The sequence below is a fragment of the Allobosea massiliensis genome (genome assembly GCF_042655245.1).
In the GTDB taxonomy this organism is placed as follows: Bacteria; Pseudomonadota; Alphaproteobacteria; order Rhizobiales; family Beijerinckiaceae; genus Allobosea; species Allobosea massiliensis.
The window spans coordinates 125,869-145,193 of sequence record NZ_JBHSLU010000008.1 but is presented as its reverse complement, the minus strand read 5'-3'; the positions used below and the strand labels follow the sequence as shown (position 1 = coordinate 145,193).

General features: G+C 69.7%; 17 protein-coding genes. 13 read left to right on the top strand and 4 right to left on the bottom strand.

Going from position 1 to position 19,325, the window contains the following annotated elements; all coding sequences use genetic code 11:
• Positions 1-344: 344 nt before the first annotated feature.
• Complete coding sequence (locus ACFPN9_RS05935) at positions 345-1,082, top strand: GntR family transcriptional regulator (protein ID WP_066724997.1); 738 nt, start codon at positions 345-347, stop codon at positions 1,080-1,082.
• A gap of 109 nt (positions 1,083-1,191) precedes the next feature.
• Positions 1,192-2,463, top strand: a complete 1,272-nt coding sequence (locus tag ACFPN9_RS05930) for an amidohydrolase family protein (protein ID WP_066724995.1) — start codon at positions 1,192-1,194, stop codon at positions 2,461-2,463.
• A 16-nt stretch (positions 2,464-2,479) separates the two neighbouring features.
• Here the strand turns inward: ACFPN9_RS05930 and ACFPN9_RS05925 are convergent, their stop codons facing one another.
• The 3 genes from ACFPN9_RS05925 to ACFPN9_RS05915 all read right to left on the bottom strand — a co-directional run bounded on the left by ACFPN9_RS05925 (position 2,480) and on the right by ACFPN9_RS05915 (position 5,477).
• A complete protein-coding gene (locus ACFPN9_RS05925) occupies positions 2,480-2,872 on the bottom strand; it encodes a hypothetical protein (protein ID WP_066724992.1) in 393 nt (130 codons plus the stop codon).
• 118 nt (positions 2,873-2,990) lie between these two features.
• The gene (locus tag ACFPN9_RS05920) at positions 2,991-4,736 is read right to left on the bottom strand and encodes an ABC transporter ATP-binding protein (protein WP_066724989.1); all 1,746 of its coding nucleotides are present in this window, start codon (positions 4,734-4,736) and stop codon (positions 2,991-2,993) included.
• 81 nt (positions 4,737-4,817) lie between these two features.
• Positions 4,818-5,477 (bottom strand): aspartate/glutamate racemase family protein, encoded by a 660-nt coding sequence (locus ACFPN9_RS05915; protein ID WP_197426707.1) that lies wholly within the window; start codon positions 5,475-5,477, stop codon positions 4,818-4,820.
• 186 nt (positions 5,478-5,663) lie between these two features.
• Here ACFPN9_RS05915 and ACFPN9_RS05910 point away from each other — a divergent pair, with 186 nt between their 5' ends.
• From ACFPN9_RS05910 to lexA, 8 genes are all read left to right on the top strand, one after another.
• The gene (locus ACFPN9_RS05910) at positions 5,664-5,948 is read left to right on the top strand and encodes a YARHG domain-containing protein (protein ID WP_066724987.1); all 285 of its coding nucleotides are present in this window, start codon (positions 5,664-5,666) and stop codon (positions 5,946-5,948) included.
• Positions 5,949-6,083: 135 nt separating this feature from the next.
• Complete coding sequence (locus tag ACFPN9_RS05905) at positions 6,084-7,595, top strand: helicase HerA domain-containing protein (protein ID WP_066724985.1); 1,512 nt, start codon at positions 6,084-6,086, stop codon at positions 7,593-7,595.
• A 36-nt stretch (positions 7,596-7,631) separates the two neighbouring features.
• The gene (locus tag ACFPN9_RS05900; protein ID WP_245282487.1) at positions 7,632-8,282 is read left to right on the top strand and encodes an anthranilate synthase component II; all 651 of its coding nucleotides are present in this window, start codon (positions 7,632-7,634) and stop codon (positions 8,280-8,282) included.
• A 54-nt stretch (positions 8,283-8,336) separates the two neighbouring features.
• Positions 8,337-9,350 (top strand): anthranilate phosphoribosyltransferase, encoded by a 1,014-nt coding sequence (trpD, locus tag ACFPN9_RS05895; protein ID WP_066724979.1) that lies wholly within the window; start codon positions 8,337-8,339, stop codon positions 9,348-9,350.
• A gap of 7 nt (positions 9,351-9,357) precedes the next feature.
• Positions 9,358-10,185 (top strand): indole-3-glycerol phosphate synthase TrpC, encoded by an 828-nt coding sequence (trpC, locus tag ACFPN9_RS05890; RefSeq protein ID WP_066724976.1) that lies wholly within the window; start codon positions 9,358-9,360, stop codon positions 10,183-10,185.
• Positions 10,182-10,679: a cyclic pyranopterin monophosphate synthase MoaC gene (moaC, locus tag ACFPN9_RS05885; protein WP_066724974.1), complete on the top strand. Its 498-nt coding sequence runs from the start codon at positions 10,182-10,184 to the stop codon at positions 10,677-10,679. The genes trpC and moaC overlap by 4 nt, the downstream gene beginning before the upstream one ends.
• Complete coding sequence (locus tag ACFPN9_RS05880; RefSeq protein WP_066724971.1) at positions 10,679-11,890, top strand: molybdopterin molybdotransferase MoeA; 1,212 nt, start codon at positions 10,679-10,681, stop codon at positions 11,888-11,890. The genes moaC and ACFPN9_RS05880 overlap by 1 nt, the downstream gene beginning before the upstream one ends.
• A gap of 109 nt (positions 11,891-11,999) precedes the next feature.
• The gene (gene lexA / locus ACFPN9_RS05875) at positions 12,000-12,740 is read left to right on the top strand and encodes a transcriptional repressor LexA (RefSeq protein ID WP_066724968.1); all 741 of its coding nucleotides are present in this window, start codon (positions 12,000-12,002) and stop codon (positions 12,738-12,740) included.
• A 10-nt stretch (positions 12,741-12,750) separates the two neighbouring features.
• Here the strand turns inward: lexA and ACFPN9_RS05870 are convergent, their stop codons facing one another.
• On the bottom strand, positions 12,751-15,009 hold the full coding sequence (locus tag ACFPN9_RS05870) for a ComEC/Rec2 family competence protein (protein ID WP_066724965.1): 2,259 nt from the start codon (positions 15,007-15,009) through the stop codon (positions 12,751-12,753).
• Positions 15,010-15,201: 192 nt separating this feature from the next.
• Between ACFPN9_RS05870 and gltX the strand changes: the two genes are divergently transcribed.
• The 3 genes from gltX (at position 15,202) to ACFPN9_RS05855 (ending at position 19,322) form a co-directional block, all read left to right on the top strand.
• Complete coding sequence (gene gltX, locus ACFPN9_RS05865; protein WP_066724958.1) at positions 15,202-16,620, top strand: glutamate--tRNA ligase; 1,419 nt, start codon at positions 15,202-15,204, stop codon at positions 16,618-16,620.
• Positions 16,621-16,896: 276 nt separating this feature from the next.
• Positions 16,897-18,186 carry a citrate synthase gene (gene gltA / locus ACFPN9_RS05860; protein ID WP_066724955.1) on the top strand — a complete coding sequence of 430 codons (1,290 nt, stop codon included), beginning with the start codon at positions 16,897-16,899 and terminating at the stop codon, positions 18,184-18,186.
• A gap of 146 nt (positions 18,187-18,332) precedes the next feature.
• The gene (locus tag ACFPN9_RS05855) at positions 18,333-19,322 is read left to right on the top strand and encodes a Bug family tripartite tricarboxylate transporter substrate binding protein (RefSeq protein ID WP_066725024.1); all 990 of its coding nucleotides are present in this window, start codon (positions 18,333-18,335) and stop codon (positions 19,320-19,322) included.
• Positions 19,323-19,325: the final 3 nt, after the last annotated feature.

The following is a 19,325-nucleotide window of genomic DNA, read 5'->3' as shown; positions in this document are numbered from 1 at the left end:
AATCGTCTTGATCGTCATGCGAACGCTCCTCTCGCTGCTTCGGCACCCGGATCTGCACCATAGCGCCGCCGGTGGGGCGGGGGCGTCCACATCATCAAGCCGTACGGCACCGGCCACACCCGCCGATGGACCCAAGCCGACGCCTCGCGACGGCCATCACTCTTCCCGTCGCGGAAGGAGTGCATGCCTATGATCCGCAAAGTGCATGCAATAGCGATGCCATGCTGCAGAACGCTTCTCGCCCCCTACCTCCTTCCCGCGCCGCCGGACGGGCGTGCAGCCGTGGATTGCGGCGATGCCGGCCTCGGGGCTAAGACGAGACCTCACGCATTCGGATTTCGGTGATGACGCGCGAGGACAACCGCAGCCGCCCTGCGACCGATCGGGTCGGGACGATCTGCCGTGCGCTGCGCCGCGCGATCATTGAGCAGGCGCTGGAGCCCGGCGCCAAGCTGCCGGAGGATGCACTGGGCGAGCGCTTCGGTGTCAGCCGCACGATCGCGCGCCATGCGCTCGGCCAGCTCGCGGCCGAGGGGCTGGTCGAGTTGCGGCGCAATCGCATCGCCGTGGTGGCGACCCCGAGCTGGCAGGAGGCACGCGACGCCTTCGACATCCGCATCGAACTCGAGCGATTGGTGGTGCGGCAGCTGGCGGGGCGGCTGACCAAGGCGCAGATCGCCGAGCTCCACGCCCATGTCGATGCCGAAGACGAGGCCCGCAACGGCCCCGACGCGATCTCGATCCGGCTCGCGACCGAATTCCACATCCTGCTCGCCAGCATGACGGAGAGCCCGATCCTGATCCGCTATGTCAGCGAGATCGCCTATCGCTGCTGCCTGACGCTGTCCCTGTTCAGCCGCCCCCATTCCTCCGAATGCGCCATCAACGAGCACCGGCTGCTGATCGACGCGCTCGCCAAGGGCGATGCGGAGGCGGTGATGGCGCTGATGCACCACCATCTCGATTCGGTGGCGAGCCGCGCCCTAGTCGCCCAGACGCGGCCGCGCGGGCGCGACATCATGGATATTCTGGCCCCCTATGCCGAGCCGGCACGCCCGGCGCGGACCAAGGCCGCCGGCTGACGATCTCCGCCCTCTCCTGTGTGCGCTGCCGCCTTCACAGGTGGCAGCCGGCATGTAAAGTGCATACAGTTTGATCGCCGATTGTTCCTCTGCCGACAGCACTGTGCCGATGCCCGACGACAGCGCCTTCGACCTCATCTTCCGGCAGGCGGCCCTTCCCGGCGCGGCGCGGCCCGTGGACATCGGCGTCCGGCGGGGGCGCTTCGCCGCCATCGCGCCGGTCATCGTGGCGGATGCCCCCGAGGTGGTCCTGGGCGGGCGCGCGGTGCTGCCGGGTTTCGTCGACAGCCATGTCCATCTCGACAAGGCCTGCCTGCTCGGGCGCTGCGGCCATCTGCAGGGCGGACTCAAGGCGGCGATCGCCGCCGTCTCCGCGATGAAGCGGGATTTCACCGTCGCGGATGTCTACGAGCGCGGCGCGCAGGTTCTGGAGCGCGCGATCGCCAAGGGCACGACGCGCATGCGCAGCCATGTCGAGGTCGACCCGCGCGTGGGCCTGCGCAGCTTCGAGGCGCTGAAGGCGCTGAAGCGCGACTATGCCTGGGCGATCGACCTCTCGCTCTGCGTCTTTCCGCAGGAGGGGCTGACCAACGACCCCGGCACCGAGGAGCTGCTGGTCCGGGCCCTCCAGGACGGGGCGGATGCGCTCGGCGGCTGCCCCTATACCGATACCGACCCGCCCCAGCAGATCGCCCGGTTGTTCGCGCTGGCGACGCGCTTCGATGTCGATCTCGATTTTCATCTCGACTTCGATCTCGATGCCAGCTGGATGCATCTCGACGAGGTCTGCCGCCAGACGACCGTCCATGGCTATGGCGGGCGCGTCGCGATCGGCCATGTCACGAAGCTGTCCTGCCTGCCGCCCGAGGCCTTCGCGCGAGCCGCCGGGCGGCTGGCGCAAGCGGGCGTCGCGGTGACGGTTCTGCCTGCGACCGACGTCTACCTGCTCGGCCGGGAGGCGACCCATGACGTGCCGCGCGGGCTGACGCCGGCGCACCGGCTGCTGGCGCAGGGCGTGACCTGCTCGGTGGCGACCAACAACGTCCTCAACCCGTTCACGCCCTTCGGCGATGCCTCGCTGCTGCGGATGGCGAATTTCTACGCCAATGTCGCGCAGGTCGGCCCGGAGGGCTTCGATGCCTGCATCGAGCTCGTGACGGCGCTGCCGGCGCGGCTGATGAACCTCAGGGATTACGGCATCGCCATCGGCAATCCGGCCGATCTCGTCGTGCTCGACGCTCCCACGCAGGCCGAGGCGCTGGCGGGCCTGGCCGAGCCGATCATGGGGTTCAAGAACGGCCGGCAGAGCTTCTCGCGGCCGGCGGCGCAGCTGCACGCGCCGAGCCAGCCGCGCGCCGCGTTGCGAGCCGTGGCGGGCTGAGAGGTGGCGCCTGGGGCTAGCGAACGACGACGCCCCGACCCCGACCCCGGCAGGAACAGGCCTGGCCGAGCAGGGCCGTGCGCCCGAGCCGGCAGGTCGTGCGCGGCGTCGCGCAGAACCGTCCGACGGTCTGGACGCGCGCGCGGCTTCCGAGACCATAGCCGCTTACGCCCGAGGATGATGGCCTGCCATAATCGATCGGCGGGCCGGCGCCGGGGATCCCGCCGCCATCCGAGCGCAGGCGCAGATCCGGCACCGAGTCGGTGAGCGAGGGCGGGCCCAGCCCCTGGCGCGGACCGCCCGGCACGAGCGGCCCGGTGCCGGGCGTGCCGACGCCCTGCCCCAGCGCTAGGGTCGGGCCGGAGAGAATGGCAAACATCGCCAGGGCGGCAGTTCCGGCACGCAGCATGTCGATGGTCTCCCGAGCCCGGATGGCCAGCTGTGGCCCTTCCGTCCTGGCTCAACCCCACCCTGCCAGACAGGTTCCGGTCACATTCGCCGAGCCGGCCATCCCGACAGGCTACCGCCTACTCGGCCGCCGTTCCCATCGCCTGCCGCAGCGGCGCGACCTGCGCCTCGTGGAGCGCCCGGTAGGGGCCGTCGGCGCGCAGCAGCTCTTCATGGCGGCCCTGCTCGGCGATGCCGGCCTGAGTCACCACGACGATGCGGTCGGCATGGCGGATGGTGGCGAGGCGATGGGCGATGACCAGCGTGGTGCGCCCCTCGGCGAGTTCGGTCAGCGATTGCTGGATCGCCGCTTCCGTCTCGGTGTCGAGCGCCGAGGTCGCCTCGTCGAGGATCAGGATCGGCGGGTTCTTCAGGAAGATGCGGGCGATGGCGAGGCGCTGCTTCTGGCCGCCGGAGAGCTTGACGCCGCGCTCGCCGATCACCGTGTCGAGCCCGGCCGGCAGGTCGGCGATCATCGTCTCGAGCCGGGCGCGGCGGGCGGCCTCGGTGATCTCCGCCTCGCTGGCATCGAGGCGGCCATAGGCGATGTTCTCGCGGATGGTGCCGGCGAAGAGGAAGACGTCCTGCTGCACGATGCCGATCTGGCGGCGCAGCGAGGCGAGCGTCAGCGCGCGGATGTCGTGTCCGTCGACGGTGATGCGACCGGCATCGACCTCGTAGAAGCGCGGCAGCAGGGAGAGCAGCGTGGTCTTGCCGGCGCCGGAGGGGCCGACGAAGGCGACCGTCTCGCCGGCCGCGACCGAGAGGTCGATTCCCGAGAGAACCGGCCGCTCCTTCGCATAGCCGAAGCCGACGCCCTCGAAGCGGATGTCGCCCTTCAGCGGCGGGGCCTCGATCGCGTCGGGCACATCGGCGATGTCGGGCTCGGTCGCGAGCAGCTCCTGGTAGCGCTGGAAGCCGGCGATCCCCTTCGGATAGGTCTCGATGACGTTGGCGATCTTGTCGAGCGGGCGATAGAACACGCCGACCAGCAGCAGGAAGCCGACGAAGCCGCCGACGCTGAGGCTGCCCTGCACGACGTAATAGGTGCCGGCCAGCATCACCGCGAGCTGGACCATGCGCATGCCGAGATAGTTGATGGCCTGGCTGGCGGCCATGATGCGGTAGGCTTCGAGTTTGGTGGTGCGATAGCGCTGGTTGTCGCCGGCGAAGAGCGCGCGCTCATGGGCCTCGTTGGCGAAGGCCTGGACGACGCGCATGCCGCCGATGTTCTCTTCCAGCCGTGCATTGAAGGCGCCGACGCGGCCGAACTGTCGGCGCCAGTTCTGCGCCATCAGCGCGCCGTAGCGCGCCACGACGAAGCCGGCGAGCGGGACGATCAGCGCCGTGATCAAGGCGAGTTGCGGATGCACATAGAGCATCAGCAGGAAGGCGCCGATGAAGGTCATGATCGCGATGAAGAGGTCTTCGGGCCCGTGATGGGCGACCTCGCCGATCTCTTCCAGGTCCTTGGTGACGCGGGCGACGAGGTGGCCGGTCTTCTGCTCGTCATAGAAGCGGAAGGAGAGCTTCTGGAGATGGTCGAAGGCGCGCCGACGCATCTCGGTCTCGATATTGATGCCAAGCCTGTGGCCCCAATAGGTGACGATCGCCATCAGTCCGGAATTGATCGCATAGACGACCAGCAAGGCGAGCCCGGCGAGCAGGATCAGCGGCCAGTCGCCGCGCGGCAGCAGCAGATCGACGAAGGCCTTCACCGCCATCGGGAAGCCGAGTTCGAGCAGGCCCGACAGCACGGCGCAGCCGAAATCGACCAGGAACAGCGCCCGGTGAGGCCGGTAATAGGCGAAGAATTCTCTCAGCATGACGCGCTCATAGCAGCTGGGCGGGCCGATGCGTCACCCCTCCAGCGCGACGCCGCCATGTCGCGGGCTATCGCCCGGCGATTACCGCACGGCCAGCGTCCCGAGCGCCATCGTCACCGCCGCCTGGGTCGGGTCGATCACGGGGATGCCGAGTTCCTCTTCGAGCGGGCGGCGGTGACGCGCCATGCCGGCGCAGCCCATGACGATGGCGCCGGCGCCGTCGATCTCCTTCAGCTCGCGGCCGATCGCGATCATGCGCTCCAGCGTGCGGTCGCCCGAGGCGGTGTCGGCGACCGACATCTCCAACGGGCGCTCGCCCGCGAGGCGGTCCATCAGCCCCATCTGGCGAAGATAGCGGATGTGGCGCGGGATCGAGCGCGACTTGATCGCGATCACACCGAACCGGTCGGCCCGGGCGAGCGCGGTGAGCACGCCGCTCTCCGCGATGCCGAAGACCGGGCTCGCCGTGCCCTCGCGGGCGACATGCAGGCCCGGATCGGAATAACAGGCGATCACGAAGGCATCGACGCCATTGGCGGCCTCGACCTTGCGGCGCAGCGGGATCGCGACCCCGTCGACATGCTCCTGCGTCTCGATACCGAAGGGACCTTCGGCCAACGTCTCGCAGATGATCTCGGGACCCTCGGCATAGCTCAGCGGCAGCACGGCCTGGCGCAGCCCCTCCGTCACGGCCTCGTTGGAGTTGGGGTTGATCACGAGGATGCGGGCGCGGCGGGTCATGCGTGAGAATCCATGAGCGGGGGTGAGCGGAGCCGGCCGCGATGATCGGCCGCTCTTGCGGCGGCGTCCAGCCATCACGGGAGATGGGTCCCGTGCCGCCGACGCGAGGCTGGCCGCAGGCCGGCGCTTGCCGCGGGCCGTGGCCTCGCGCAGATTGCAGCCCCCCGCCGACCCAGGAGACTCGCGATGCGGCGCCCCCTTGCCACCCTCCTCGCCGGATCAGGCCTCCTGCTTGCGATCGTAGCGTTGCCCGCGCCGGTGCGGGCCGAGAGCTGCGACGATCTCTGGTACGCGCGCAACGAGATCTACAAGGCGCAGGGCTACTGCTTCCGCACGCGCCGCGGCATCGAGGCCTTCGGCAATGCCGGCTGCCAGTACGACAACGCCGACGAGGTGCCGCTCTCGGCCGCGCAGCGCCGCACCATCGCCGACATCCAGCGCGAGGAACGCGCGCGACGCTGCCCGCGCTGAAACGCCGCCCCGCTTTGCTGTGGACGCCGGGCCCGGGCGGGGCGCGGCGGCGATTCCCCATGCTAGAAGCGCCGGTCGCGAGCCTCCCGATCCGACCGGGCGGGCGGCCTGCGCCAAGAGGAGCGGTTTGACGGCGTGACCACGGCGATCGACATGGGGCTGACCCAGGGCGGCCAACCCGCCCTGCTGGACCTCGCCGAGCTGCTGGCGACGCGGCTTCTCGTCCAGGGCAATTCCGGCTCGGGCAAATCGCATCTGCTGCGGCGCCTGCTCGAACAGAGCGCGCCGCTGGTGCAGCAGGCGGTGATCGACCCGGAGGGCGACTTCGTCTCACTGGCGGAGCAGTTCGGCCATGTCGTCGTCGATGCCGAGTGCGGCGAGGCCGAGCTTCAGCGCGTGGCGCTGCGGGTGCGCCAGCACCGCGTCTCGGTCGTGCTCAATCTGGAGAACCTCGAGGCCGACGAGCAGCTGCGCGCCACGGCCGCCTTCCTCGGCGGGCTCTTCGACGTCGACCGCTCGCTCTGGTTCCCGATGCTGATCGTCGTCGACGAGGCGCAGCTCTTCGCGCCGGTGATGGCGGGCGAGGCCTCCGACGAGGCGCGACGGCTCTCGCTCGGTGCCATGACCAATCTGATGTGCCGCGGTCGCAAGCGCGGGCTCGCCGGCGTCATCGCGACGCAGCGCCTCGCCAAACTCGCCAAGAACGTCGCGGCGGAAGCGTCGAACTTCCTGATGGGCCGCACCTTCCTCGACATCGACATGGCGCGAGCCGCCGATCTGCTCGGCATGGACCGGCGCCAGGCCGAGATGTTCCGCGACCTCGAGCGCGGGCAGTTCGTCGCGCTCGGTCCCGCCCTTTCGAAGCGGCCGCTGCCGCTGCGGATCGGCTCCGTCACCTCGGTCGACCGCGGCGGCGCGCCGGGGCTGATGCCGCTGCCCGAGCAGGCGCCCGAGGAGGCCGGCAAGCTGATCTTTACTGCCGGGGCCGACGAGCCCGCGCCGGTGAGCCGCCTGCCGCGCCCGGCTCCCCGTCCGCGCCCGGCGGTCCACGACACGCTGCGCCAGATCGAGAGCTACCGCCCGGCGCCTTCCCCCGAGCCCGAGCCGGAGATCGAGATCGAACCGGCCGAGCGCGAGGCGATCATGGCCGAGATCCTGCGCGAGCTGATGGCCGATCCAGAGGCCCGCTCGCGCCAGGTCGCGGTGCTCTACCAGGATTTCACCGTGCGCTGCCGGATGCGCCGGCTCGGCCGGACACAGCTCAGCCTCGACGAGTTTCGCCGCCGGCTCGCCGTCGCCAAGGCCGGCGCGAGCGACGAGATCACCGGCTCGGAGACCTGGCAGGCGGCGGTCGAGGCCTCGCTCTCCCTGCCCGACGATCTGCACGGGCTCTTCCTGTTCATCGCACGGGCCGCGATGGAGGGAGCGCCCTGCCCCAGCGACGCCGAGCTGGCGCAGGTCTACGGCAGCCATTCGCCGAGCCGCGCGCGCCGGCTGATCGCCTATATCGAGGAGCGCGGGCTGATCGTCTGCCATGTCGATTTCCGCGGGCAGCGGACGCTCGCTCTGCCGACGATCGGCATCGAGACGGCGCCGGGCCAGGGCTCGGTCCGCACCGCCGGGATGCCGCGGGGCGCGCGCGTCTGAGGCGCGCAACCTTGACCAGCCCGCCCCCGACCGTGCATGACCGGAGCCCGAAATCCGTGGCTCGAGCCGATGCGCATCCTGCTGATCGACAATTACGACAGCTTCACCTGGAATCTGGTCCACCTGATCGGCGGGCTCGGGGCCGAGGTCGAGGTGCGTCGCAACGATGCGCTCACCGTCGATGCGGCGCTCGCGGGCGACCATGACGCGATCGTGCTGTCGCCCGGCCCCTGTACGCCCAACGAGGCCGGCATCTGCCTCGATCTCGTCCGCGAGGGGGCGCAACGCAAGCCGATCTTCGGCGTCTGCCTCGGGCTGCAGACGATCGGCCAGGTCTTCGGCGGCGACGTGGTGCGCGCACCATTGCCGATGCACGGCAAGGTCTCGGCCGTCCAACATAGGGCGCGGGGTCTGTTCCGCGGCATCAACGGCCCGCTGCAGGCGACGCGCTACCATTCGCTGGTCGTCGCCCGCGAGACCTGCCCGGCCGATCTGACGATCGAGGCGGAGACGGAGGACGGGCTGATCATGGCGCTGTCGCATCGCAGCCTGCCGGTCCATGGCGTGCAGTTCCACCCCGAGAGCATCGCCTCCGAGCACGGCGCCACGATACTGCGCAATTTCCTCGACCTCGCGGAGCGATGGCAGCGCGACCATGCCCCCGCCGCGCTCGTCGAAGCCGACTGAACGCCGGCCCGCACAAGCCGCCTTTCCCGATCGCCCGTTTTCCGCAGAGTCATCATGGACGATTTCAAGCCCTTCATCGCCAAGGTCGCGACCGGCGCCTCGCTGTCGCGGGACGAGGCGCGCGACGCCTTCGACACCATCCTCTCCGGCGGCGTCACCAATGCGCAGGCGGCCGCCTTCCTGATGGCGCTGCGGGTGCGCGGCGAAACCACCGAGGAGATCACCGGCGCGGTCGGCGCGATGCGCGGCAAGATGCTGACGGTCGAGGCGCCCGCCGACGCCATCGACATCGTCGGCACGGGCGGGGATTCCTCGGGCTCCTACAACGTCTCGACGCTGGCCTCGATCATCACCGCCGCCTGCGGCGTGCCGGTCGCCAAGCATGGCAATCGCGCCGCCTCCTCGAAGACCGGCACCGCCGACGTGCTGATGGCGCTCGGCGTCAAGGTCGGGCTCGATCCGGCGGCGACGGCGCGCTGCATCGCCCAGGCCGGTGTCGGCTTCATGTTCGCGCCGACGCATCACGCCTCGATGCGCCATGTCGCGCCGGTGCGGGTCGAACTCGGCACGCGCACGATCTTCAACCTGCTCGGCCCGCTCTCGAACCCGGCCGGCGTCAAGAAGCAGTTGATCGGCGCCTTCTCGGAAACCTGGCTGGAGCCGATGGTGAAGGTGTTGGCGAGCCTCGGCTCGACGCGGGTCTGGGCCGTTCATGGGTCCGACGGGCTCGACGAGATCACCACGACGGGTCCGACCCGCGTGGTCTCGCTGGACAATGGCCGGATCGAAAGCTTCCAGATCTCGCCCGAGGATGTCGGGCTGGCCCGCGCCAGGCCGGAGGATCTGCGCGGTGGCGAGCCGGCGCAGAATGCCGAGGCGCTGCGTGCGGTGCTCGACGGGCAGAAGACCGCCTTCCGCGACATCGCCGCCTTCAACGCCGCCGCGGCACTGCTGGTCGCCGGCCGGGCGGGCGATCTGCGCGACGGCTTCGCGCAGGCGAATGCGGCGCTCGACAGCGGCAAGGCCAAGGCGACCTTGGCCGCCCTCGTCGCCAGCTCGAACGCGTGAGGCCCTGATGAGCGACATTCTCGCGAAGATCGAGGCCTATAAGCGCCAGGAGATCGCGGCCGCCAAACTGGCGATCCCGCAGGACCGGATCGAGGTGCTGGCGCGTGACGCCGGGCCGACGCGCGGCTTCGCCGATGCGCTGGCCGCAAAGCACACCGCCGGCCAGCCGGCGCTGATCGCCGAGATCAAGAAGGCCTCGCCCTCCAAGGGGCTGATCCGCGCCGATTTCGACCCGCCCGTGCTGGCGCGCGCCTACGCCGCCGGCGGGGCCGCCTGCCTCTCCGTCCTGACCGATGGCCCCTCCTTCCAGGGCCGGCCGGAATTCCTGCTGCAGGCGCGCGCGGCCTCCGTGCTGCCGGTGCTGCGCAAGGATTTCCTCTACGATCCCTATCAGGTCTACGAGGCGCGGGCCTGGGGGGCGGACTGCATCCTGATCATCATGGCGGGCGTCGACGACGCCACGGCGCGCGCGCTGGAGACCACCGCCTTCGATCTCGGCATGGATGTGCTGGTCGAAGTCCATGACGACGCCGAACTCGACCGCGCGCTGGCGCTGAAGAGCCGCCTGCTCGGCATCAACAACCGCGATCTGCGCGATTTCACCGTCGATCTCGCGGTGACCGAGCGGCTGGCGCCGCGCGTGCCGGCCGACCGGATCGTCATCAGCGAGAGCGGCATCTTCAGCCATGGCGATGTCGGCCGGCTGAACGGGGCCGGGGTCAGGACCTTCCTCGTCGGCGAAAGCCTGATGCGACAGGCCGATGTGACGGCCGCGACGCGCGAACTGCTCACGGGCCAGACATCACAAGCCAAGACGCAGGAGAGCGCCGCGTGAGCGCACTCAGCCATCTCGACGCGCAGGGCCAGGCGCATATGGTCGATGTCGGCGACAAGGCCGAGACCTCGCGCACGGCCATCGCCGAGGGCTGCGTGGTGATGCAGCCGCAGACGCTGGCGATCGTGCGCGCGGGCGACGCCAAGAAGGGCGATGTGCTCGGCACGGCGAGGCTCGCCGGCATCATGGCCGCCAAGCGCAGCCATGAGCTGATCCCGCTCTGCCACCCGCTGCTGATCACCAAGATCGCGGTCGATCTCGAGATCGACGAGGCCCTGCCCGGCATCCGCGTGCGGGCCGAGGTCAAGGTGAAGGGCCAGACCGGCGTCGAGATGGAGGCACTCACCGCCGTCAGCATCGCCTGCCTGACCGTCTACGACATGGTCAAGGCGGCCGACCGCGGCATGCGGATCGAGGGCATCCGGCTGACCCACAAATCCGGCGGCAAGTCAGGTGTGTTCCAGGCCGACGCCTCCCCAGGGGGACCGGTCTGATGGCGCTGACGCCGGTCCCGGTCGCGCTGCGCGCGCTGCTCGACAGCGTGCCCGGCCGCACGCCCATCGAGACCCTGCCGCTGGCGCAGTGCGCCTGGCGCGTGCTCGGGGCCGATCTCGCGGCGCTCAGGACACAGCCGCCCTTCGCCAATTCGGCCATGGACGGCTATGCGGTGCGGGGCGACGACCTCGTGCCGGGCGCCGAACTGCGCGTTCTCGGCGAATCCGCGGCCGGGCGCTCCTTCGACGGCAGCGTGGCCGCCGGCGAGGCGGTCCGGATCTTCACGGGTGCGCCGATCCCCGAGGGCGCCGACACCATCCTGATCCAGGAGAACGCCGACGGTGTCGGCTCGGCCGCGATCACCGTTCGCGAGGGCGCGCCCAAGGGCAAATTCATTCGCAAGGCCGGGCTCGACTTCAGCGAGGGCGACCAGCTGCTCGCGGCCGGCACCCGGCTCGACAGCGCCGCGCTCGGGCTCGCCGCCGCCGCTGGCCACCCCGCGCTTGCGGTGCGCCGCAAGCCGCTGGTGGCGATCCTCGCCACCGGCGACGAGCTCGTGCTGCCGGGCGAGCCGGTCGGGCCCGACCAGATCGTCGCCTCCAACTCGTTTGCGCTGGCCGCGCTGGTCGAGCAGGCGGGCGGGAGCGTGCTCGATCTCGGCATCGCCCGCGACGACCATGCCGATCTCGCCGCCAGGATCGGGCAGGCGCGGGACGCCGGCGCGGATGTGCTGGTGACGCTGGGCGGCGCCTCCGTCGGTGCCCATGATCTCGTCCAGGAGGCGCTGAAGCGCGCCGGCATGGATCTCGGCTTCTGGAAGATCGCGATGCGGCCGGGCAAGCCGATGATGACCGGCCGGCTCGGCCCGATGGTCGCGATCGGCCTGCCGGGCAACCCCGTCTCCTCGATCGTCTGCGGGCATCTCTTCGTGGTGCCGGTGATCGAGGCCCTGCTCGGCATGCCCTCGCCCGAGCGCGACCGCAGCGAGCCCGGCTTGCTCGGGCGCGACATGCCGGCCAATGACGAGCGCGAGGATTATTTGCGCTCCAGCCTCGTCCTGACCGAGGCCGGCTGGGAGGCGACGCCGTTCGAGAGGCAGGATTCCTCGATGCTCGGCCTGCTCGCGAGGGCGCAGGCGCTGGCGATCCGCCCGGTTTTCGCGCCGGCGGCCCGCAAGGGCGATCCCTGCCGCTTCATTCGTCTGCGATAGGTCGCGGGCTGGCGCATCGGCTTGCGGAACACAACGCGAACGGGTATGGTGTTCGTGATTTGTTTCGAATCTGCGATGATCGGCAGATTTCAGAGCGCCGGCGGGGATCATGCTGACACGCAAACAGTTCGAACTGCTTCGCTTCATCCATGAGCGCCTGCGCGAGAGCGGCGTCCCTCCCTCCTTCGACGAAATGAAGGACGCGCTCGACCTCAAGTCGAAATCCGGCATCCACCGCCTGATCATGGCCCTCGAGGAACGCGGCTTCATCCGCCGCCTGCCGAACCGGGCACGGGCGCTCGAAGTGATCAAGCTGCCGGATGGCGCGGGTGGTGGCCTCCAGGGCGGCGCGCGCCGCTTCAATCCCTCCATCGTCCAGGGCGGGCTCGGCAAGGAGACGCCGCCGGCCAAGGACGGGCTGCCCGGCCGGGCGCGCCCGGTGGAGGCGATGCCGGAAGACGCCCGCAACACGATCGCGATCCCTGTCATGGGCCGCATCGCGGCGGGCACGCCGATCTCGGCGATCCAGAGCCGCAGCCACAGCGTCGCCCTCCCCGCCGACATGCTCGGCTCCGGTGAGCATTTCGCGCTGGAGGTCCGCGGCGACTCGATGGTCGAGGCCGGCATTCTCGACGGCGACACGGTGGTGATCCGGCGCCAGGACACCGCCAATACCGGCGACATCATCGTCGCCCTGATCGACGACGAGGAGGCGACGCTGAAGCGGCTGCGCAAGCGGGGCTCCTCGATCGCGCTGGAGGCAGCCAATCCGGCTTACGAGACGCGGGTGCTGGGACCGGACCGGGTCAAGATCCAGGGTCGGCTTGTCAATCTGATGCGGCGCTACTGACGGGCCGGCGCTAGGGCAGGCGCTCGGTATCGGGCGCCTCCTCGGCCGGTGGCGGCCCAGCCGGGCCCGCAGTTGTCGGCGCGGGCTGGGGACGCCGGCGGCTCCAGGGCCGGTCGCCCGCATCCTGCGCCGCGTGGTTTTGCCAGCCGGAGCGAGTCCGAACCAGGGCTGTCGCGCCATCGCGCTGCAACGTCATCCGGTCGATCAGCCGCGCGCGGCAGGCCGCCGTCCAGGGAATCGGCGTCACCACCACATCGGCGCGGCGGCAATCCTCGATGATGGCGAGCCGGTCCTGCGCATAGGCGATGCTGTGGCCCTCTCTCGTCATCAGCACGCAGCCGCGCGGATCGCAGGCCGCGCCCTTGCGCAGCGACGGGTCGTCGGGCTGGCGGCCGTCGCCATCCGCCGTCAGCCATTGCTGCAGGACGAAGCGGCTCGGCTTGCCGGCGATCACGAGCAGGCCGTCCTTGCCGCGCACCGCGAGGCCCGAGCCGTCGCGCTCGATCAGGATCGCCGGCTTCTCCGGTTTGGCCGCGACGGCCACGCCGCCGACCAGCGGCAGGATCGCCAGCAGACGCAGCTTCGTCGTCCACAGCGTCGCCCAGAGCAGCGCGGCCGAAAAGCAGCCGAGCGCGGCCGGGCCGAAGGCGGCGAGCACCAGGGTCGAGTGATCGATGGTCGCGACCCAATGCGCCAGTTTGAGCACCACCTCCGAGGCCAGGCCCATGAGCCACCAGGCCGGCGCGTCCAGCCCGAAGGGATAGGCGAGCACCCCGAAGACGGCGGCCGGCATGACGAAGAGGGAGACGAAGGGCAGAGCCAGCGCGTTGCCGAGCAGGCCGAAAGGGTTGAAGGTCTGGAAATGATAGGCGCCGAAGGGCGCCGTCGCCGCCGTCGCCAGCAGGGTCGTGACGACGATGCCGGATGCGGCGACCCAGAGCGGGCGCAGCGGCCAGGGCAGTGCGGGCGGCGGCTGCAACCGGCCGCGCTCCTCCCAGCGCTCGGCAAAGGCGATCAGCGCCGCCACGGCACCGAAGGACATCTGGAAGCTCGGCCCCAGCAGCGCCTCGGGCTCGCGCAGCAGCACGATCATCGCCGCCAGCGCGAGGTTGCGCATGCTCAGCGCCGGGCGGTCGACGAGGATTGCGCCCAGCATCACCAGCGTCATGATCAGCGAGCGTACGGTGGCGACCTCCGCTCCCGAGAAGACGCAATAGGCGACCGAGCCCGCCATCGCCGCGAGCGCGGCGAGCTTCTTGACCGGCAGGCGCAGCGCCACCGTCTGTGACAGGGCGAGCAGCGCCCGCACCAGCCAGAAGATCGTCCCGGCGGCCAGCACCATGTGCAGGCCCGAGATCGAGACGATGTGGTAGATCCCGGCCGCCCGCAGATCGGCATTGGTGGTTTCGGTGATCAGCCCGCGCTTGCCGGTGACCAGCGCCGCCGCCATCGCCCCTGCCTGCCCGCCGGCGACCGAGGCAATGCGCTGGGTCAGGGCGTTGCGGGCGCCGTCGATCGCCGCCGCCAGGCGCAGATCCCAGTCGGGCGGATGCGGCGGCGGGCTGAGCGCGATCTTGCCCGAGATGCTGCCGACGGCGCCGATGCCGCGGAAGAAGGCGTCGCGCCCGAAATCATAGCCGCCCGGCCGGGCCGGCCCCGGCGGCGGCAGCAGCCGCGCCACGGCCGCGACATGGTCTCCGGGCGCCACGGTCCCGGAGCGGATGTTGACGCGCACACGCTTCGGCCAGAACGGCCGGTCGAGCCCGGCGATCCCCGTCACGCGGATGACGAGCCGAGCGCCGGCATCGCGCGCCTCCACCGATTCCACGAAGCCTGAGACCTGGCCGACGCGCGGCCGCTCCAGCATCGGGGCGGCGATCGTCGCCGTGCGCCAGGCCGCCGCAGCGAAGCCGGCAAACAGGGCGGCGACAGCGAGGCACACCCAGGCCGGCCGCGGGCGCCCCCGCAGCAGGATCGCGCCAGCCGCGGAAAGCGCGAGCCCCGTCAGCGGCGCCCAGAGCGCCGGTTCGGCATCGGCGGCGAAATAGAGCAGGATGCCGATGCCCATCGCGACCGGCAGCCAGAGGAAGAGCCGGCGCCGCTCGGCCTCGCGCGACAAGGCGGCGAGCACTGCGTCGCGCCATTCGCCCAGCGCCAGTCCGAACCTGATACCGCCGAAGCGACCGTCCGGCCGGTGCCATACGAGGGCGGCCGCCAGCGCCCCGCGCCGCGGCACCCGCTCCCCCTGCCCTGGCGGCTTCGCCGTCATGGCCTGCCCCCGTCCTGCGCCGGCGCGCCGGGCTTCGAACTGGCCCTTAACGGCGGCGGCTCAGGCATGTTACAGGGGCCGCGCCGGATGTCATGTCCGCTTCGGTACGCGCTGCGACAGGGCGTGCCGCTCGATCTTTTCCCGCCCCTTTCAGGGTCCTTCTCCCAAGGTCCCGCCGGAGCCCTGCCATCCATGAGCGACGCCGTCGTCACGCGCTTTGCGCCCTCGCCCACCGGCTTCCTGCATATCGGCGGCGGGCGTACGGCGCTGTTCAACTGGCTCTATGCGCGCCGCCATGGCGGCAAGATGCTGCTGCGCATCGAGGACACCGACCGCGAACGCTCGACCGAAGCTGCGATCGGCGCCATCCTCGACGGGCTGAAATGGCTCGGCCTCGATTGGGACGGCGAGACCGTCTACCAGTTCGCCCGCGCCGAGCGGCACCGCGAGGTGGCGCATCAGATGCTGGCCAGTGGCCATGCCTATCGCTGCTACGCCACGCCGGCCGAACTGGACGAGATGCGCGAACAGGCCAAGGCTGCCGGCAAGCCGATGCGTTATGACGGGCGCTGGCGCGACCGCGATCCCGCGACGGCTCCCGAAGGCGTCAAGCCGGTGATCCGGCTGCGCGCACCGCAGACCGGCGAGACCGTGGTGGAGGACGAGGTCCAGGGCCGCGTCGTCTGGCAGAACGAGAATCTCGACGACCTCGTGCTGCTGCGCTCGGACGGCAACCCGACCTATATGCTCGCCGTGGTGGTCGACGACCACGACATGGGCGTGACCCATGTCATCCGCGGCGACGACCACCTGACCAATGCCGCGCGCCAGACCCAGATCTACCAGGCGCTGGGCTGGAAGGTCCCGAGCATGTCGCATATCCCGCTGATCCATGGCCCGGACGGCGCCAAGCTCTCGAAGCGCCACGGCGCGCTCGGTGTCGATGCCTATCGCGAGATGGGGTACCTGCCGGTGGCGCTGCGCAATTATCTGCTGCGCCTCGGCTGGAGCCATGGCGACCAGGAGATCTTCTCGACGCAGGAGATGATCGAGCTGTTCGACCTCGGCTCGATCGGCCGCTCGGCCGCGCGCTTCGACTTCGCCAAGCTCGAGAGCCTGAACGGGCTCTATATGCGCCAGTCCTCCGATCACGACCTGCTCGACGCGCTGAAGGTGATCCTGCCTGAGATCGGGCCGGCGCGCGGCCTCGGCCCGACCCTGTCGCCCGAGCTGGAGCAGCGCTTCCTTGCCGCGATGCCGGGGCTGAAGGAGCGCGCCAAGACGCTCGTCGAGCTGCTCGACAGCGCCTACTATCTTTATGCGGCCCGGCCGCTTCAGCTCGACGCCAAGGCAGCGGCCCTGCTGGACGAGGCCGGTCGCCAGCGTCTGCCCGGGCTCGCCCAGGCGCTCGCCGCCATCAACGACTGGTCGCTCGAGGCGCTGGAAGCCGCCGTGCGCGGCTATGCCGAGGCGCATGGGCTCAAGCTCGGCCAGGCGGCGCAGCCCCTGCGCGCTGCACTGACGGGCCGCGCCATGTCGCCTGGCCTGTTCGATGTGATGGCGGTTCTGGGGCGCGAGGAAACCCTTGCTCGCCTGGCCGATCAGAGCTGAGCAAGACGCGGTGCGGACCGTCTTTCGGCTCGGTTGAACCGGGTCTGCAAATGGTCTAGTGACGCCGGACACGGCCGCTGCGGCGAGAGCCGGAGCGGGCATAAATATTGCTTGAAAATCAGTCGGATGAACCGCTCTGCCCACCTGCCCGCGCCCGCGCCGACACGACAGCGTCATGTCGGTCCGCTTTGACGACGGACAGGTTTCATGGACGACCGTGAACGGACAGAGCGCGACCCCGCCTGAAAAGCAGCGAGCCTGAAAGGATCGGTATCGATGAGCGGAACCACCAGCCAGCTTCAGGTCGACGGCAAGACCGTCGATATGGCGATCAAGACGGGTTCGATCGGCCCGTCCGTCATCGACATCGGCAAGCTCTACGCCCAGACGGGCATGTTCACCTACGACCCTGGCTTCACCTCGACGGCGAGCTGCGAGTCGCAGATCACCTATATCGATGGCGACGAGGGCGTTCTGCTCTATCGCGGCTACCCGATCGAGCAGCTCGCCGAGCATGGCGACTTCCTCGAGACCTGCTATCTGCTGCTGGAAGGCGAACTGCCGACCGCCGCGCAGAAGGCTGATTTCGATTATCGCGTGACGCGCCACACCATGGTGCACGAGCAGATGGCCCGCTTCTTCCAGGGCTTCCGCCGCGACGCGCATCCGATGGCGGTCATGGTCGGCTCGATCGGCGCGATGTCGGCCTTCTATCACGACTCGACCGACATCTCGGACCCGCATCAGCGCATGGTCGCCTCGATGCGGATGATCGCGAAGATCCCGACGCTGGCGGCCATGGCCTACAAGTACACCGTCGGCCAGCCCTTCGTGTATCCGCTGAACTCGCTCGACTATACCTCGAACTTTCTGCGCATGTGCTTTGCCGTGCCCGCGGAGGAGTACAAGGTCAATCCGGTGCTGTCGCGCGCGCTCGACCGCATCTTCATCCTCCACGCCGACCACGAGCAGAACGCCTCGACCTCGACGGTCCGGCTCGCCGGCTCTTCGGGCGCCAATCCCTTCGCCTGCATCGCGGCCGGCACGGCATGCCTCTGGGGCCCCGCCCATGGCGGCGCCAATGAGGCGGCGCTGAAGATGCTGGAGGAGATCGGCTCGGTCGAGAACATCCCGAAATACATTGCCAAGGCGAAGGACAAGAACGACCCCTTCCGCCTGATGGGCTTCGGCCACCGGGTCTACAAGAACTACGACCCGCGCGCGAAGATCATGCAGAAGACCACGCATGAGGTCCTCAACGAGCTCGGCATCAAGGACGATCCGCTGCTCGACGTCGCGATCGAGCTCGAGCGGATCGCGCTGTCGGACAGCTACTTCATCGAGAAGAAGCTCTACCCGAATATCGACTTCTATTCGGGCATCACGCTGAAGGCGATGGGCTTCCCGACCTCGATGTTCACGGCGCTGTTTGCCCTCGCCCGCACGGTCGGCTGGATCGCGCAGTGGAAGGAGATGATCGAGGATCCGTCCCAGCGCATCGGCCGTCCGCGCCAGCTCTATACCGGCTCGCCGCAGCGCGAATACACGCCGATCGGCCGACGCTGAGCCGCAACCCGTCGACGACAATTTCCGAAGGGGCGCCACGGCTTGCCGTCGCGCCCCTTCATTGTTTCAGATGATTGATCGCACGGCTGCAGGTGACGAAGCGCAGCCTCGCGCTAAAGTTCTCCAAACCCTCGGAGAACCGTCTCTTGTCCCATCCGCATGATCTCTCCCGGCGCGGCTTCCTCGCCGGCGCCTCGGCCCTGACCTTCGTCGGCGGCCAGGCGCAGGCCCAAGCCGCTTTCCCCGCTCGCCCGATCAACCTGATCGTTCCCTTCGCCGCCGGCGGCTCGACCGACATCGTCGCGCGCCTCGTCGGCCAGAAGATGGGCGAGCTGCTCGGCCAGTCTGTCGTGATCGAGAATCGCGCCGGCGCCGGCGGCAATGTCGGCTCGACCGCGGTCGCCCGCGCGACGCCGGATGGCTACACCATTCTCATGGGGACGATCTCGACCCATGCGCTCAACCCGGCGATCCTGAAGACCGTCACCTTCGACCCGGTCAAGGACTTCACCCCGATCTCGCTGCTCGCTGTGGTGCCGAACGTCATGGTTGTGCATCCGAGCTTCCCGGCGAAGACCGTCCAGGAGGTCATCGCGGTGCTGAAGGCCGATCCGGGCAAGTACTCCTATGCCTCCTCCGGCGTCGGCACGCCGCTGCATCTCTCGGGCGAGCTGTTCAAGTCGATCGGCGGCGTCCAGATGAACCACGTCCCCTATCGCGGTGCCGGCCCTGCCCTGAACGACGTCGTCGCGGGCGCGGTTCCGATCATGTTCGACAACCTGCCCTCCTCCGCCCAGTTCATCCGCAACGGCCAGCTGCGGGCGATCGGCGTGACCACCAAGGACCGCGTCGCCTCCTTCCCGGATCTGCCGACCATCGCCGAGGGCGGTCTCGCCGGCTACGAGACCTATACCTGGAACGCGTTGTTCGGACCGGCGAAGATGCCGGCCGACATCGTGGCGAAGCTCAACAAGGCGGCCAATGACGCGCTGAAGGACGCCACGGTCAAGCAGCGGCTCAACGATGTCAGCGCCGAGATCGTCGGCTCGACGCCGGAGGCGCTGGGCGAGCACGTCAAGGTCGAGGTGGCCAAGTGGTTCCCGATCGCCAAGGCGTCGGGCGCCGCGCTCGAGTGAGGC

What these genes read in the sequence shown, in the direction of transcription:
- ACFPN9_RS05935 (WP_066724997.1), top strand. Translation starts at nt 345, where the DNA reads ATGACGCGCGAGGACAACCGCAGCCGCCCTGCGACCGATCGGGTCGGG.
- ACFPN9_RS05930 (WP_066724995.1), top strand. Translation starts at nt 1,192, where the DNA reads ATGCCCGACGACAGCGCCTTCGACCTCATCTTCCGGCAGGCGGCCCTT.
- ACFPN9_RS05925 (WP_066724992.1), bottom strand. Translation starts at nt 2,872, where the DNA reads ATGCTGCGTGCCGGAACTGCCGCCCTGGCGATGTTTGCCATTCTCTCC.
- ACFPN9_RS05920 (WP_066724989.1), bottom strand. Translation starts at nt 4,736, where the DNA reads ATGCTGAGAGAATTCTTCGCCTATTACCGGCCTCACCGGGCGCTGTTC.
- ACFPN9_RS05915 (WP_197426707.1), bottom strand. Translation starts at nt 5,477, where the DNA reads ATGACCCGCCGCGCCCGCATCCTCGTGATCAACCCCAACTCCAACGAG.
- ACFPN9_RS05910 (WP_066724987.1), top strand. Translation starts at nt 5,664, where the DNA reads ATGCGGCGCCCCCTTGCCACCCTCCTCGCCGGATCAGGCCTCCTGCTT.
- ACFPN9_RS05900 (WP_245282487.1), top strand. Translation starts at nt 7,632, where the DNA reads ATGACCGGAGCCCGAAATCCGTGGCTCGAGCCGATGCGCATCCTGCTG.
- trpD (WP_066724979.1), top strand. Translation starts at nt 8,337, where the DNA reads ATGGACGATTTCAAGCCCTTCATCGCCAAGGTCGCGACCGGCGCCTCG.
- trpC (WP_066724976.1), top strand. Translation starts at nt 9,358, where the DNA reads ATGAGCGACATTCTCGCGAAGATCGAGGCCTATAAGCGCCAGGAGATC.
- ACFPN9_RS05880 (WP_066724971.1), top strand. Translation starts at nt 10,679, where the DNA reads ATGGCGCTGACGCCGGTCCCGGTCGCGCTGCGCGCGCTGCTCGACAGC.
- lexA (WP_066724968.1), top strand. Translation starts at nt 12,000, where the DNA reads ATGCTGACACGCAAACAGTTCGAACTGCTTCGCTTCATCCATGAGCGC.
- ACFPN9_RS05870 (WP_066724965.1), bottom strand. Translation starts at nt 15,009, where the DNA reads ATGACGGCGAAGCCGCCAGGGCAGGGGGAGCGGGTGCCGCGGCGCGGG.
- gltX (WP_066724958.1), top strand. Translation starts at nt 15,202, where the DNA reads ATGAGCGACGCCGTCGTCACGCGCTTTGCGCCCTCGCCCACCGGCTTC.
- gltA (WP_066724955.1), top strand. Translation starts at nt 16,897, where the DNA reads ATGAGCGGAACCACCAGCCAGCTTCAGGTCGACGGCAAGACCGTCGAT.